The following is a 14,371-nucleotide window of genomic DNA, read 5'->3' on the forward strand; positions in this document are numbered from 1 at the left end:
GTCGATGGGCGGGACCGAGCACAGCGGACCGGACGCGACGGGGGCGGACGGGGACGATCTTGTCACCTACGACCTGCAGGGGGATGTCGCGATCATCGGGCTGAACCGGCCCGACAAGCGCAACGCCATATCTGACCGCGTCGTCGAAGCCATCGGCGCCGCCGTCCTGCGCGCCACGGACGAGGCGAAGGCCGGGGTGATCTGGGGCGAGGGCACGCATTTCTGCGCCGGGCTCGACCTGGGTGAGCATTCCAAGAAATCGCTGATCGACTCGGTCAAGGGCTCGCGCCGGTGGCACCGGATCTTCGACCTGATCGAACGCGGCTCGATCCCCTTCGTCTCGGCGCTGCAGGGCGCCGTGGTGGGCGGCGGGTTCGAACTGGCGGCCTCCACCCATATCCGCGTGGCGGAAGAGAACGCCTTTTTCGCCCTGCCAGAGGGCCAGCGCGGCATCTTCGTCGGCGGCGGCGGATCGGTGCGGATCGCGCGGCTGATCGGCTCGGGGCGGATGGGTGACATGATGCTGACCGGCCGGGTCCTGAGCGCGCAGGAGATGGAGCGCTGGGGCGGGGTGTCATACGTGGTGCCCGAGGGCGGGGCGAAGGAGAAGGCCATCGAACTGGCCACGCAGACCGCGACCAATGCCGAGATGACGAATTTCGCCATCCTCAACGCCCTGCCGCGCATCCGCGACATGTCGTCGGAGGACGGGCTGTTCACAGAAAGCCTGATGTCGGCGCTGACCACCGGCACGCCCGAGGCCGAGGAACGGCTGCGCGCCTTCCTCGAGAAACGCGCGGCCAAGGTCGCGGCGCCGAAGGATGCGTGACGGCGGGGGCAGCGACGACGGCACCCTTGGTGTCCGGTTCGGCCCCCTCACGGACTCACTGGGCTTCCTGCTGAGGCTGGGGCAGTTGTCGGCCTTCGAGGCCTATTACGACGAGATCGGCGCGCTTGGCGTGCGCCCGGGCGAGATGTCGGTGCTGTTCCTGGTCGCCGAGAACCCCGGCGTGCGGCAGGGCGTATTGGCCAGCAGCCTGCGGATCAAGCGCGCGCATATGACCAAGATGATCCGCGCAATGGAGGACGCCGGGCTGGTGCACCGCACCGTGCCCGAGGATGACCGCCGCTCGGTGGAACTGTGGCTGACCGCGGCGGGTAGGGCGCGGGTGGCGGAACTGACCGGCCCGGTCCTGGCGCACGAGAGCCGTGCTCAGGGACGTCTCGACCAGCGCGAGGCGGCACAGCTGAAGCGTCTGCTTCGGGCCTACCTGAACATCCCGGAGGACCCCTCCGGGCCCGGACACGACCCGTTGGAGGAGAGCGGATCATGAATGTCGACGACCTTGTCGCGATCGATTTCCACACCCATGCCGAGGAGCCCTGCTGCGGTCCGCGCGACGATGGCTACGACGATTTCCAGGCCGGCATGGCGAAATACTTCCGCAACCCGGCGGGGGCTGACGGCATGCTGCCCTCGGTCCGGCAGACAGCAGAGTACTTTCGCGACAGGAAGATCGGCGCGGTGATCTTCCCGGTCGATGCCGAGCGCGAGACTGGGTTCCGCCGCTATTCCAACGAGGAGGTCGCACAGATCGCGGCCGAGAACAGCGATATCCTGATCCCCTTCGCGTCCATCGACCCCGCCAAAGGCAAGGCCGGCGCCCGCGAGGCACGGCGGCTGGTGCGCGAGTTCGGCGTGAAGGGGTTCAAGTTCCACCCCACGATGCAGGGGTTCTACCCCAACGAACGCTGGGCCTATCCGCTTTACGAGGCGATTGCCGAGGAAGGCTCGATGATGCTGTTTCACACCGGCCAGACCGGGGTGGGATCGGGCATGCGCGGCGGCATGGGGATGCGGCTGAAATATTCCAACCCGGTGCATGTCGACGACGTGGCGGTGGATTTCCCCGACACACCCATCGTTCTGGCCCATCCCAGCTTTCCCTGGACGGAAGAGGGGCTGATGGTCGCCCAGCACAAGCCCAACGTCTACATCGACATGTCGGGCTGGTCGCCGAAGTATTTTCCGCCGATCTTCGTCCATTACGCCAATTCGATCCTGAAGAAGAAGATGCTCTTCGGCTCCGACTGGCCGGCGATCACGCCGGACCGCTGGCTGGCCGACTTCGACGGGATCGGCATCAAGGACGAGGTCAAGCCTCTGATCCTGAAGGACAACGCCCGCAGGCTGCTGAAGCTCTGAGTCGTGCACGCGGCCGGCAGGCGCAGGGCGGACATGCTGCGCAACTACCCAAAGGTGGAATTGACGCAAGGTGACATTCTGTCCTCCGATAAGATGGCGGGACTGCCCTGGCCGAACCCGGTCGGGCCCCGCCATCCCAGGGAGGAAAACAATGTCTCACAAGTATGAAGGTGGCTGCGATCACATCTCGACACATGCCGATGCCGAGCCCATCGACAACCACACCTGCCATTGTTCCGTCTGCAAGGGCGTGACCGGGCAGCCGACCACCCATGTGGTCTTCTTCAAGCACTCCGACCTCGACGCGGAGGGCGGCGCGATGAACCGCCAGCCCTTCAATGCCAACAACCCCGACGGCCCGCTTGAGCTGTGCACCTGCGGGGAGTGCGGCGCGCCGATCATGCTGGACGACAAGCAGAGCCGGATCCGCGCCATCGTGCCCAACCTGATGGGCTTCTCGGCCGACATGCCGGCGACGTACCACGCCTTCTACGATCCCGGCACGGGCGAACCGGCGCCCACGGACGGCCGCCCGGTCTACGAGGCGCTGCGCCCGGACTTCGTCTGGCCCGCACCGAACTGACACCGGCTGCGGACCTGCGACCGCCGCCCGGGTCTCCCTCCCCGGGCGGCGGCCTTTTCTTTCGGATGCGGCATGGACGGGCGCCGCGATGCGGCGGAAAGGAGGCTGGCCACGGCCACGTCTCCCGCGCTATCGCAGAAGTCCGACACTGTTCCGGAGGTTCCGATCCATGCCCGATACCGCCCCCGTAGCGCAGCCCGACGCGCCCGCCGTCCTGATCGCCGGCGCCGGCATCGGCGGGCTTGCCACCGCGCTGACCCTGCACCAGCTGGGCGTGCCCTGCCGCGTGTTCGAGGCCGTCTCCGAGCTGAAGCCGCTGGGCGTGGGGATCAACCTGCAGCCGAACGCGGTGCGCGAGCTTTTCGACCTGGGCATCGGTCCCGACCAGCTGGACCGCATCGGCATCGCCTGCCGTGAATGGGCGCTGGTCGGCCTGAACGGGGCCGAGATCTATGCCGAGCCGCGCGGGCTCGATGCCGGCTACAACTGGCCGCAATATTCCGTCCACCGGGGCGAATTGCAGATGCTGCTCTACCGCACGGCGCTGGAGCGTCTGGGGCCCGAGGCGATCTGCACCGGACAGAAGGTGACCGGGTACGAGGCGACGGCCGAGGGCGTCACCGTCACGCTGCGGGCGTCGGATGGCGCCGAGAGCACGGCCAGCGGCCGGCTGCTGATTGGCGCCGACGGGATCCATTCGGCGATCCGCGCGCAGATGCATCCCGACCAGCCGCCGATCAACTGGGGCGGCGCGATCATGTGGCGCGGCACCACCCGGGCCCGGCCAGCGCGCACCGGCGCCTCCTTCGTGGGGCTTGGCACCCATCGCCACCGGCTGGTCTTCTACCCGATTTCGCAGCCCGATGCCGATGGCCTGGCCGACATCAACTGGATCGCCGAGGTCACCGTCGACAATTCCCGGGGCTGGACCAATTCGGACTGGAACAAGAAGGTCGCGGTCGAGGATTTCATCCACCATTTCGACGGCTGGGATTACGGCTGGCTGAACGTGCCCGAGCTGCTGCGCGGTGCCGGCGATGTCTGGGAATACCCGATGATCGACCGTGACCCGGTGCCGACCTGGGTCGACGGACCCGTGGCGCTGCTGGGCGACGCGGCGCATGCGATGTATCCCACCGGATCGAACGGGGCGAGCCAGGCGATCGTGGATGCCCGCGTGCTGGGCTCCAGCCTGCTGGAGCACGGGATCACGCCGCAGGCGCTTTCGGCCTTCGACGCCCGGCTCTGCGGCCCGATCTCGAAGGTGGTGCTGCGCAATCGCGGGGCCGGGCCCTTCGGCCTGCTGAACCTGGTGGACGACCGCTGCGGCGGCACGTTCGACGATATCGACGCGGTTGTCTCTCCCGCCGAGCGGGCGGAGTTCATGGCGGCCTACAAATCCGCCGCCGGTTTCGCGATCGAGACGCTGAACGCCGCGCCCCGGACCATCGCGCTGGAGGCGAAGGTGCGGCCGGTTCCGGTCGGCTGAGACCCCGGCGTGCCGGTCTCTCGGACCCCGGTCGCGGGGCACCCGGGGCGGCCCGGGACGGGGGATCGCGGCGGCGGTCCGGACCCCGGCGGCGATCCGTGGAAGGGGCGCGCCGGGGAGCGGACCCGCGACAGGCCCCGCCCATATCGCCTGCCGGCCGGACCCGGCGACGGGATAGTTTCCAAACTATTCATCTATCCGGTCGTGTTCCTCAGTTGGATGGAGCCCCCCCGGATGCTACCAGATTTGAATAAGATCGCGTTTCGAGGGAGGATTACATGAAACGACGTTCGTTGATGGCGGCCGTGGCCGCCGGCGCTGTTGCGCTGGCCGCCGGTCCCGCACTTGCACAAGACGTCACCTTGCGCCTGCACCAGTTCCTGCCGCCGCAGGCGCCGCTGCCGGCCCACGTGATCAAGCCCTGGGCCGAGAGCATCGAGGAGGCCTCGGACGGGCGGATCGAGATCCAGCATTTCGACGCCATGGCGCTGGGGGGCACGCCACCCTCGCTGATGGACCAGGCGCGCGACGGGGTGGTCGACATCTCGATGACGCTGACGGGCTACACGCCGGGCCGTTTCCCGCGCTCCGAGGTGTTCGAACTGCCGTTCATGATGACCTCGCCCGTTGCCACCTCGCTGGCCTTCTGGGACCTGGTCGAAAGCGACCTGCAGGAGAGCGAGTTCAAGGACGTGCATGTGCTGGGCGCCTGGGTTCACGGGCCCGGCCTGGTGCACAGCCGCGACGGCGTGACCAGCCTGGAGGACATGCAGGGGCTTAAGCTGCGCGGGCCGACCCGGGTCATCAACGATCTGCTGGCCGAGCTGGGCGCGACGCCGGTGGGCATGCCGCTGCCGGGGATCCCCGAGGCGCTCTCGACCGGGGTGATCGACGCCACCGTGATCCCGTGGGAGGTCACGCCCTCGATCCGGCTGGCCGAGCTGCTGGACAACCACACCGAGTTCGGCGGCGACCGGGCGCTGTACACGGCGGCGATTGTCATGGTCATGAACAAGCGCAGCTACGACAACCTGCCCGACGACCTGAAGGCGATCATCGACGAACAGAGCGGCGCAAAGCTGTCGCAACTCGCCGCCGAAGTGATGTGGGAATACGATGCGCCGGGCCGCAAGATCGCCGAGGACGCCGGCAACACCATCGTGACGCTGGACGAGGCCGAGGTGGCGCGCTGGCAGCAGGCGGCGTTGCCGGTGGTGGACCGCTGGGTCGCCGAGATGGACGGCAAGGGCATCGACGGCATGGCGCTGATTGACCAGGCCCAGGGCCTGATCAAGAAGAACGAGACCGAGTAACCCGCTCCTGACGCCTTGGGGCCGGGCGCGCGCCTGGCCCCCCTTCATGGGATATCCCGCATGTATGCCCTGCTGTCCCGCCTCGCGGAGCTGATCGCGCGTGGCATGGCCCTTCTGGGGGGGCTGGCCCTTGTGGCGCTGGTGGTGATGACCTGCGTGTCGATCACCGGGCGCGCCCTGATCCCGGTCGGCCTGCAGCCGGTGAAGGGCGATTTCGAGCTGATCTCGATCGGGATGGGCTTTGCCGTTTTCGCCTTTCTGCCCTGGGGCCTCTATGCCCGTGCCCACGCCACGGTGGACCTGTTCCTGACCCGCTTTCCGGCGCGGGTGAACCGGGTGATCGACCTTCTGTCGGACCTGGCCTTCCTGGGCGTTGCCGTGGTCATGGCCTGGCGGCTGTGGCTGGGGATGCTGGACAAGAAAAGCTATTACGAGACCACGCTGATCCTGCAGTTCGACATGTGGCAGGCCTATGCGCTGGCTCTGGTGGGGGCTGTGGCCTTCGCGCTGGTGGCGGCCTTCTGCGTGCTGCGTTCGGCCCGGGCCTTGGCCGGCTACGCGGAGGAGGCGGGCCATGTCTGATTTCGATCTGGCGCTCTGGTCCTTCCCGGTCCTTCTGCTGCTGATCTTCCTGCGCTTTCCCATCGCGCTGGCCATGCTGCTGGTGGGATTCTTCGGCACCTGGATGGTCACCGGTTCGCCGATGATGATGCTGGCGCAGCTGAAATCGCTGACCTATTCGACCTTTTCGCAATATTCCTTCTCGATCATCCCGCTGTTCTTGCTGATGGGGCAGTTCGCGACGCTCTCGGGCATGTCCGCCTCGCTGTTCCGCGCGGCCGAGGGGTTCCTGGGCCATCGCAAGGGCGGCATGGCGATGTCGGCCATCGGCGCCTGCGCGGGCTTCGGCGCGATCTGCGGATCGTCGCTGGCCACGGCCGCCACGATGGGGCAGGTGGCCCTGCCGGAGCTGCGGCGCTACGGCTATCCCAACACGCTGGCCACCGGCGCGCTGGCCGCGGGCGGCACGCTGGGGATCCTGATCCCGCCCTCGGTGATCCTGGTGATCTACGCGATCCTGGCCGAGCAGAATATCGCCAAGCTCTTCGTCGCCGCGATCGGGCCGGGGATCCTGGCGGCCCTGGGCTACATGATCGCCGTGGCGGTCTGGGTCCGGGTCTCGCCCAATTCCGCCGCGCTGGCGCCGCGCGTGCCCTGGGGCGAACGGCTGAAGATGCTGGCGGGGATCTGGCCGGTGCTGGTGATCTTCGTGGCCGTGGTGGGCGGCATCTACCTCGGCATCTTCACCCCGACCGAGGCGGCGGCTGTGGGCGCGGCCGGCACCGGGGTGGCGGCGCTGTTCTCGGGGCAGATGAGCTGGAAGACCTTTTCGCAATCGGTCTATTCCACCGCCGCCTCGACGGCGATGATCTTCATGATCGTGCTGGGGGCGGGGATCTACAATTCCTTCCTGGCGCTGACCCAGCTGCCGCAGGAAACCGCCGCCTGGGTGTCGATGCAGGACCTGTCGCCCTGGATCGTGCTGGCGGTGGTGCTGGTCATGTACCTCGCCTTCGGGTGCATCATGGATTCGCTGTCGATGGTGCTGGTGACGGTGCCGATCATCTACCCGATCATGATCACGCTCGACTTCGGGATGAGCTTCGACGATTTCGGACTGTGGTTCGGCGTGCTGGTTCTGATCGTGGTCGAGGTCGGCCTGATCACGCCGCCCGTCGGCATGAACCTGTTCATCATCAACAACATGGCGCGTGACGTGCCGATATCGGAAACCTTTCGGGGCGCTCTGCCGTTCGTCCTGACAGATATCGTCCGCGTCGTGATCCTGACGCTGTTCCCGGCGCTGACGCTGGGTCTGGTCTGGGCGATCTACTGATGAAGAGGGAGACCCTGATGCCACTGCCGAAGCCCAACCTGCGCCATGTCTGCGACCTTGACGTGGAGCTTGCCCCGATCCGAGACATGGGACGGGGGCGCGGCGGGCAGCGGCGGATCATCCCGATCGTCGGAGGCACCGTGCAGGGGCCCGAGCTGCAGGGGAAGATCCTGAACGTGGGCGCCGACTGGCAGACGATCTTCGATGACGGCCTGGCCGAGCTTGACACGCGCTATGCGATGGAGACGGAAGACGGTGCGACGATCGAGATCATCAACTACGGCTACCGCTTCGGCCCGCCAGAGGTCATCGCGGCGCTGGCGCGCGGCGAGGTGGTGGCGCCGACATCTTACACGATGCGCACCATGGCGCGGCTGGAAACCGGTGACGAACGGTACGATTGGGTGAACCGGACGCTCTTTGTCGGGACCGGCGCGCGGCAGGCGGAGAAGGTGCACGTCACGCTCTTTGCAGTGGAATAGGGGGCGAAGCGCCCGGGCCCCCATCGAGGGGGCCCGGGCGCTGCCCGGCCGGGGCCGGGCGGCGCGGCGGCGACCGCTGTGCCCCGAAGGGCGGCCGGTGCGCGGGCGGGAACCGCGGGACCGGGCGTTTCGCGAGCGAGGCCATTGACGTCGCGGGGGGCTTGGCCGAAGGATGCGCCGATCTTCTGCAAGGAGCGCGCGCCCCATGTCCGACCCCGTGTCCGACCGCATGTCCGACCGTAAGGACCTTCTGACATCGGCCCATTGGGGCACCTACCGGGTCGAGACGCGGGACGGCCGCATCACGTCCATGCGCCCCTTCGAGGCCGATCCCGATCCCTCGCCCATCGGGCCGGGCATCCTTGACGTGCTGGACGGGCCGACGCGGATCAAGCGGCCCGCCGTGCGCAAGAGCTGGCTGGAGCAGGGCCCCGGCGCGCGCGGCGATCTGCGGGGGCAGGAGGCCTTTGTCGAGGTCTCCTGGGACGAGGCCGAACGGCTGGTGGCCGCCGAGCTGGACCGGGTGCGCGGGACCCATGGCAACGGGGCGATCTATGCCGGATCCTACGGCTGGGCCTCGGCCGGGCGGTTCAACCATGCGCAATCCAACCTGAAGCGGTTCGTGAACTGCGTGGGCGGCTTCACGTCATCGGTGAACACCTACAGCTTCGCCGCCGGCGAGGTGATCGTGCCGCATGTGATGGGGCATTTCTACCCGCTGGTCTATTCCGCCACCAGCTGGCGGTCCGTCGTGGCCGAAACGGACCTGTTCGTGGCCTTCGGCGGCGTGCCGCTGAAGAACGGCCAGATCGCGCAGGGCGGTGTGGGCCGGCATGTGCAGCGTGACGCGGTCAAGGCGGCGGCGCAGGCCGGCGTGCGTTTCGTCAACATCTCGCCGCTGCGCTCGGACGTGATGGAGGAGGCCGGCGCCGAATGGCTCGCGCCGAGGCCCTCGACCGACACGGCGCTGATGCTGGGGCTGTGCCACACGCTGCTGGCCGAGGGGCTGCAGGATGGCGACTTTCTCGCGCGCTACACCACCGGGTTCGACCGTTTCGCGGCCTATCTGACGGGCGAGACCGACGGCGTGGCGAAGTCCGCCGACTGGGCCGCGCCGATCTGCGACCTGCCGGCCGACACGATCCGCGACCTTGCGCGGCGGATGGTGAAGGGCCGCACGATGATCTCCATCGCCTGGGCGCTGACCCGGCAGGATCATGGCGAGATGGCCTATTGGGCGGCGATCGCCCTGGCCTCGATGGTGGGGCAGATCGGCCTGCCCGGGGGCGGGATCGGATTTGGCTACTCGGCGGTGAACGCCATCGGCAACGACCTGGCGCGGCTGCCGATGATCGCGCTGCCGCAGGGGCAGAACGCGGTGACGGATTACGTGCCGGTCGCGCGCATCACCGACATGCTGGAAAACCCCGGCGGGGCCTATGAATTCGACGGGCAGCACCGGACCTACCCGGACATCCGCCTGGTCTGGTGGGCCGGGGGCAACCCGTTCCACCATCACCAGGACCTGAACCGCATGCGCCGGGCCTGGACGAAGCCCGAGACCGTGATCGCCAATGAATGGTGCTGGAACGCGCTGGCGAAACACGCGGACATCGTGCTGCCCTGCACCGTGCCGCTGGAGCGGACCGACATCGCCATGACCAACCGCGATCCCTGGCTGGCGCGCATGGACAAGGCGGTGGAGCCGCCGGGCGAGGCGCGGGACGACCACATGATCTTTGCCGGCATCGCGCGGGCCATGGGCGTGGAGGAGGCCTTTACCGAGGGGCGCACGCCCGAGGAGTGGATCCGGTGGATCTATGACCGCACGCGGCAGAGCGCGGCGGAGCGCGAGATCGAGCTGCCTTCGCTGGACGAGCTGCGCGAGAAGGGCACGCACCAGATCCCGCCATCGGAGGAACCGCATGTGATGCTGAAGGGCTTCCGCGCGGATCCGGACGGTCATCCTCTGGACACGCCCTCGGGACGGATCGAACTGTTCTCGGAGGTGATCGCGGGCTTCGGCTATGACGATTGCCCGCCGCATCCGGCCTGGCTGGAGCCGGCGGAATGGCTGGGCCAGGGGAGAGGCCTGCACCTGATGTCGAACCAGCCGAAGGGCAAGCTGCATTCGCAGCTGGACCACGGGGCGCATTGCCGCTCGCTGCGGCCCGACGGGCGCGAGGTGCTGAGCCTGCATCCCGAGGATGCCGCAGCGCGGGGGATCGGTGACGGGGACCGGCTGCGGGTGTTCAACGCGCGCGGCTGGTGCCTTGCGACAGCGGCGCTGAGCGACGGGGTGCGGCCCGGCGTGGTGCAGATGGCGACGGGGGCCTGGTACGATCCGGCGGTGGATGCCGAGGGGCGGCCCGGCTGCCGGCATGGCAATCCCAACGTGCTGACGCTGGACAAGGGGACCTCGCGGCTGGCGCAGGGGCCGATCGCGCATTCCTGCATCGTGGAGGTGGAGATCGACCGTTCGGGGCTGGAACCCGCGCCCTTTGCGCCGCCGCAGCTGGTGACGCGCGGGCGGTAAGCCGGCCGGCGCGCTCCCACCCCGGCGAGGGTGGGGTTATGCCGGCGGTTTGCGCGGCCCACCCCGCGCACCGGCCGGGGTCTCAGGCCCGGCGGCGCGTTCCGGGGGCGGGCGGCATCTCGGGCGCGCCCGCGAAGCACTGGGCATGGGCCATCCAGGTCCGGGCCACCGGTCCTTCGACCTCCAGTCCGGTGTCGGCCAGCGCCCGGGTCTGGGTGACCACGGAGGCGAAATCGACCGCGGTGCCGGCAATGCGCCCGGCCTCCGGCGCGCCGTAGGTCCAGAGCTCGCCCGACGGCGCGGTCAGCTGCAACCGGGGCATCTGCGCCGGCACCTCGAGCCCGTGCACCCTGTGGGACCAGCCAAAGGTGTTCACGCCCAGCACCACGATGTTGCGGATCCGGTCGGTGTCTTCCCGCGTCACGCCCAGCAGGTCGAAGATCTCGAACCCATGCGCCCAGGTCTCCATCTGCCGGGCGGTGATCGAGGAACGCGCGGACATCGACGGCCCCGCCCAGGGCAGCCGCGCCTTCGGGTCCATCCCGGCCCAGCGGTGGGCCATCTCGCGGGCATGGGTGATCCAGGCGGCCAGCAGCGCGGGCCCGCGGTCCTCGATCCGGGCGTTCTCCACCGCGCGAAAACGGCCCCTTGCGATCTCGGGGCCGACCTCTTCCATCAGCACACCGAAGGCCTCGCCATCCAGCGCCGACAGATCGGCCGCGCGGTTCCAGAACTGCAGGTGGATCAGCACCTCTTCGACGGTCCAGCCCTTGAACTGGGTCACCCGGGTGAAGACCCCGGCCTCACGGCCGTCAAGCAGCGCATGCAGCGCCTCGCACTCTGCCAGGAAATCCGCCGCCTCACCGATCGCCATCACCCGGCCCCCCGTTTCGTCGCGCCACACTGGCCTGACGGTGCGTCCCGCGCAAGCGCCGCCTCGGATCCGCCCTTGAGGCGCGGGCGCGGCTGGGGAATGGTACGGCCAAATCGCAAAGCGTGGAGGAGAACGTCTTGGATATCAGCGGAGCAGGCGCGGTCGTCACCGGTGGCGCATCGGGACTGGGGGGCGCCACGGCGGCGCATCTGGCGGCACTGGGTGCAAAGGTCACGATCTTTGATCTGAACGAGGACCTGGGCCAAAGCCATGCCGAGGCGATCGGCGGGACCTTCGTCAAGGTGAACGTCACCGACGAGGCCGAGGTCGAGGCCGGGCTCGACGCCGCGCAGGCCTTCAGCGACAAGCTGCGGATCTGCGTGAACTGTGCCGGGATCGGCCCGCCCGCCAAGGTCATCGACCGCGAGGGCAAGCCGCTGCCTCTGAAGGATTTCGCGACCATCGTGAACGTGAACCTGCTGGGCAGCTTCAACGTGCTGTCGAAATTCGCCGCCCGCATCCAGGGCAGCGAGCGCGACGGCGAGGAATGCGGCGTGATCGTCAATACCGCCTCCGTTGCCGCCTTCGACGGGCAGATCGGCCAGCCGGCCTATGCCGCCTCCAAGGGCGGGATCGTGGGCATGACCCTGCCCATCGCCCGCGAATTCGCGCGCCACGGCATCCGCGTGATGACCATCGCGCCGGGGCTTTTCCTGACGCCGCTGCTGGCCTCGCTGCCGGAAGAGGCGCAGGCCTCGCTGGGCGCGCAGGTGCCCTTTCCGAACCGGCTGGGCGATCCGGCGGAATACGCGAAGATGGTCGAGGCCATCGTCACCAACCCGATGCTCAACGGCGAGACGGTCCGCCTGGACGGCGCGATCCGGATGGCGCCGAAGTAAGCGAAAAACGGGGCCGGCCCTCAAGGCGCCGGCCCGCACGCTGCGGGCGGTCCGGGCGGAGACGTGCCGAGCCTGACCGTGCGCCTTGACAGGTGGCTATACGCTTAACATGTTAAGCGCGAATGGGAGGTCAGGAGGAGATCGCCCATGCCGCGTCTGTCGATTGCCTTTTCGCCGGGGCTGGAGGCGCGCGCCGACATGGCCGGGCTGTGCCGTGCCCTGCATGGCGCCTTGGTCGCGTCGGGGCTCTTCCCGCTTGCGGGTATTCGGGTGCGGGCCTTTCGCGCCGATTACTGCATGATCGCCGATGCTCTGCCCGAGAACGACTTTGCCGCCATGACGCTTTCGGTCGGCGCGGGTCGCGACAGGGACCTTCCGCACCTGGTCCAGCACCCGGGGCCGGAGCGCCGTTCCATCCTGTTGCGAGGGCGCCCAATCTGAAACCCTGCATTTCGAGCCGGGCGGCGATCGAGATCCTGGACACCCGGATCCTGCGCGCCGATCCCCAGACCGGCACCCGCCGCCGCATCGTCGACACCGTCGCCGACAACGCGGCCAACGCGGGCATCGTGCTGGGCGCGCAACGGCATGATCCGGCGGCGGTCGACCTGCGCTGGACCGGTGCGATCGTGAAGAAGAACGGCGCGGTCGAGGCGACGGGGCTGGGCGCGGCGGCGCTGGACGACCCGGTGACCCGGCTGGTCTGGCTTGCGCGGCGGATGGGGCATTATGGCCAGCGGATCGAGGCGGGGCAGTTGGTTCTGACCGGCTCCTTCATCGGTCTGGTTCCCGGCGTGAGGGATATGGGTTCGACGACCCTGCGGGACAATTTTTTTCGTACGAAAAAAATCGACCCGGCGGCACCGTCAAAATCACCCTGCCAGGCCACCACCCGGACCGTCGCTCACCGGTCTTCGCCGCTCAGTACGGCAGCCCCACGTAATTCTGCGCCAGCGCCTCCTGCGCCGCGCGGCTGGAGGCGAGGTAATCCAGCTCTGCCGCCTGGATCCGCAGGTCGAAGGCCGTCTGGTCCGGGAAATGATGCAAGAGCGTCGTCATCGACCACGAGAACCGCTCGGCCTTCCAGACCCGGGCCAGCGCCGTTTCCGAATAGCGGTCGAGCCCCTCGCTTTCGCCGTCGCGGAAATGCGCCACCAGCCCGTGATAGAGGTAATGCACGTCCGAGGCCGCCGTGTTCAGCCCCTTGGCCCCGGTCGGCGGCACGATATGGGCCGCGTCCCCGCACAGGAACAGCCGCCCCCAGCGCATCGGCTCGCTGACGAAGCTGCGCAGGGGTGCTATGGATTTCTCGATCGACGGGCCGGTCACCAGCGCCTCGGCATGGCGGGCGGGGATGCGGGATTTCAGCTCGGTCCAGAACGCCGCGTCCGACCAATCCTCGGGCCGGTCGGCCAGCGGGCATTGCACGTAGTAGCGGCTGAGATGCGCATTGCGCATGGAACACAGCGCAAAGCCCCGGTCCGAACTGGCATAGATCAGCTCGTCATGCACCGGCGGGGTTTCCGACAGGATGCCGAGCCAGCCGAAGGGATAGACCTTCTCGTATTCTCTACGCACCGTCCCGGGGATGGTCTGGCGGGTGATCCCGTGGAACCCGTCGCAGCCCGCGATGACATCGCAGTCGATCCGATGTTCGGTGCCGTCCAGCACATAGGTGACGTGTGGCCTGTCGCTGTCGGCGCCGTGGATCTGGACGCCCTCGACCCCGTGCACGATCGCCCCGCCGGTGGCCTCGCGCGCCGCGTAAAGGTCGCGCGTCACCTCTGTCTGGCCATAGACCAAAACCGTCTCGCCGGTCAGCGCCCTGAAGTCGATGCCGAATTCGTCGTCGTTGCGCGAGATCACCGTGCCCTCGTGGACGAACCCTTCGCGATCCATCCGCTCGCCCACGCCCGCCTCGCGCATCAGCCGGCAGAAGCCGCTTTCCAGGATGCCGGCCCGGATCCGCGACAGCACATGCGCCTTGCTGCGCCGCTCCAGCACGACGGTCTCGATCCCCTGCCGGAACAGCAGCTGACCCAGCAGCATGCCAGACGGGCCTCCGCCCACAATCACCACCTGTGTCCGCATG

General features: G+C 68.4%; 14 protein-coding genes and 1 pseudogene. 13 read left to right on the top strand and 2 right to left on the bottom strand.

Annotation, left to right across the window (positions count from 1 at the left end; all coding sequences use genetic code 11):
• The first annotated feature begins 4 nt into the window (after window positions 1-4).
• The 10 genes from ATO3_RS14640 (at window position 5) to ATO3_RS14685 (ending at window position 10,506) form a co-directional block, all read left to right on the top strand.
• A complete protein-coding gene (locus tag ATO3_RS14640) occupies window positions 5-829 on the top strand; it encodes a crotonase/enoyl-CoA hydratase family protein (protein WP_088650615.1) in 825 nt (274 codons plus the stop codon).
• Window positions 822-1,334, top strand: coding sequence for a MarR family winged helix-turn-helix transcriptional regulator (locus ATO3_RS14645; RefSeq protein WP_088650616.1), 513 nt, complete (start codon window positions 822-824; stop codon window positions 1,332-1,334). The genes ATO3_RS14640 and ATO3_RS14645 overlap by 8 nt, the downstream gene beginning before the upstream one ends.
• A complete protein-coding gene (locus ATO3_RS14650; protein WP_088650617.1) occupies window positions 1,331-2,206 on the top strand; it encodes an amidohydrolase family protein in 876 nt (291 codons plus the stop codon). Before ATO3_RS14645 ends, ATO3_RS14650 begins: the two co-directional genes overlap by 4 nt.
• A 151-nt stretch (window positions 2,207-2,357) precedes the next feature.
• Window positions 2,358-2,789, top strand: a complete 432-nt coding sequence (locus tag ATO3_RS14655) for a GFA family protein (protein ID WP_088650618.1) — start codon at window positions 2,358-2,360, stop codon at window positions 2,787-2,789.
• A gap of 169 nt (window positions 2,790-2,958) precedes the next feature.
• Window positions 2,959-4,278 (top strand): flavin-dependent oxidoreductase, encoded by a 1,320-nt coding sequence (locus ATO3_RS14660; RefSeq protein WP_088650619.1) that lies wholly within the window; start codon window positions 2,959-2,961, stop codon window positions 4,276-4,278.
• Window positions 4,279-4,556: 278 nt separating this feature from the next.
• On the top strand, window positions 4,557-5,591 hold the full coding sequence (locus ATO3_RS14665; protein ID WP_088650620.1) for a TRAP transporter substrate-binding protein: 1,035 nt from the start codon (window positions 4,557-4,559) through the stop codon (window positions 5,589-5,591).
• 60 nt (window positions 5,592-5,651) lie between these two features.
• Window positions 5,652-6,173, top strand: a complete 522-nt coding sequence (locus ATO3_RS14670; protein WP_088650621.1) for a TRAP transporter small permease — start codon at window positions 5,652-5,654, stop codon at window positions 6,171-6,173.
• The gene (locus ATO3_RS14675; RefSeq protein ID WP_088650622.1) at window positions 6,166-7,488 is read left to right on the top strand and encodes a TRAP transporter large permease; all 1,323 of its coding nucleotides are present in this window, start codon (window positions 6,166-6,168) and stop codon (window positions 7,486-7,488) included. The genes ATO3_RS14670 and ATO3_RS14675 overlap by 8 nt, the downstream gene beginning before the upstream one ends.
• A gap of 17 nt (window positions 7,489-7,505) precedes the next feature.
• Window positions 7,506-7,970: a DUF3237 domain-containing protein gene (locus tag ATO3_RS14680; RefSeq protein ID WP_088650623.1), complete on the top strand. Its 465-nt coding sequence runs from the start codon at window positions 7,506-7,508 to the stop codon at window positions 7,968-7,970.
• A gap of 205 nt (window positions 7,971-8,175) precedes the next feature.
• Window positions 8,176-10,506 (top strand): molybdopterin guanine dinucleotide-containing S/N-oxide reductase, encoded by a 2,331-nt coding sequence (locus ATO3_RS14685; protein WP_233152155.1) that lies wholly within the window; start codon window positions 8,176-8,178, stop codon window positions 10,504-10,506.
• Window positions 10,507-10,588: 82 nt separating this feature from the next.
• Here ATO3_RS14685 and ATO3_RS14690 read toward each other — a convergent pair whose 3' ends face one another.
• Complete coding sequence (locus tag ATO3_RS14690) at window positions 10,589-11,380, bottom strand: TIGR03084 family metal-binding protein (protein ID WP_233152156.1); 792 nt, start codon at window positions 11,378-11,380, stop codon at window positions 10,589-10,591.
• Between the two features lie 137 nt (window positions 11,381-11,517).
• On the opposite strand from ATO3_RS14690, the gene ATO3_RS14695 reads away from it, so the two are divergent.
• The 3 genes and pseudogenes from ATO3_RS14695 to ATO3_RS29210 all read left to right on the top strand — a co-directional run.
• Window positions 11,518-12,279 (top strand): SDR family NAD(P)-dependent oxidoreductase, encoded by a 762-nt coding sequence (locus tag ATO3_RS14695; RefSeq protein ID WP_088650624.1) that lies wholly within the window; start codon window positions 11,518-11,520, stop codon window positions 12,277-12,279.
• Window positions 12,280-12,426: 147 nt separating this feature from the next.
• The gene (locus ATO3_RS14700) at window positions 12,427-12,720 is read left to right on the top strand and encodes a hypothetical protein (protein WP_088650625.1); all 294 of its coding nucleotides are present in this window, start codon (window positions 12,427-12,429) and stop codon (window positions 12,718-12,720) included.
• Between the two features lie 23 nt (window positions 12,721-12,743).
• Window positions 12,744-13,058, top strand: a pseudogene (locus tag ATO3_RS29210) (2-oxo-hepta-3-ene-1,7-dioic acid hydratase); the annotation flags it as partial.
• A 142-nt stretch (window positions 13,059-13,200) separates the two neighbouring features.
• Here ATO3_RS29210 and pobA read toward each other — a convergent pair.
• On the bottom strand, window positions 13,201-14,370 hold the full coding sequence (pobA, locus tag ATO3_RS14710) for a 4-hydroxybenzoate 3-monooxygenase (RefSeq protein ID WP_088650626.1): 1,170 nt from the start codon (window positions 14,368-14,370) through the stop codon (window positions 13,201-13,203).
• Window position 14,371 lies beyond the last annotated feature (1 nt).

This window comes from Marinibacterium profundimaris (assembly GCF_002210095.1).
GTDB lineage: Bacteria > Pseudomonadota > Alphaproteobacteria > Rhodobacterales > Rhodobacteraceae > Marinibacterium > Marinibacterium profundimaris.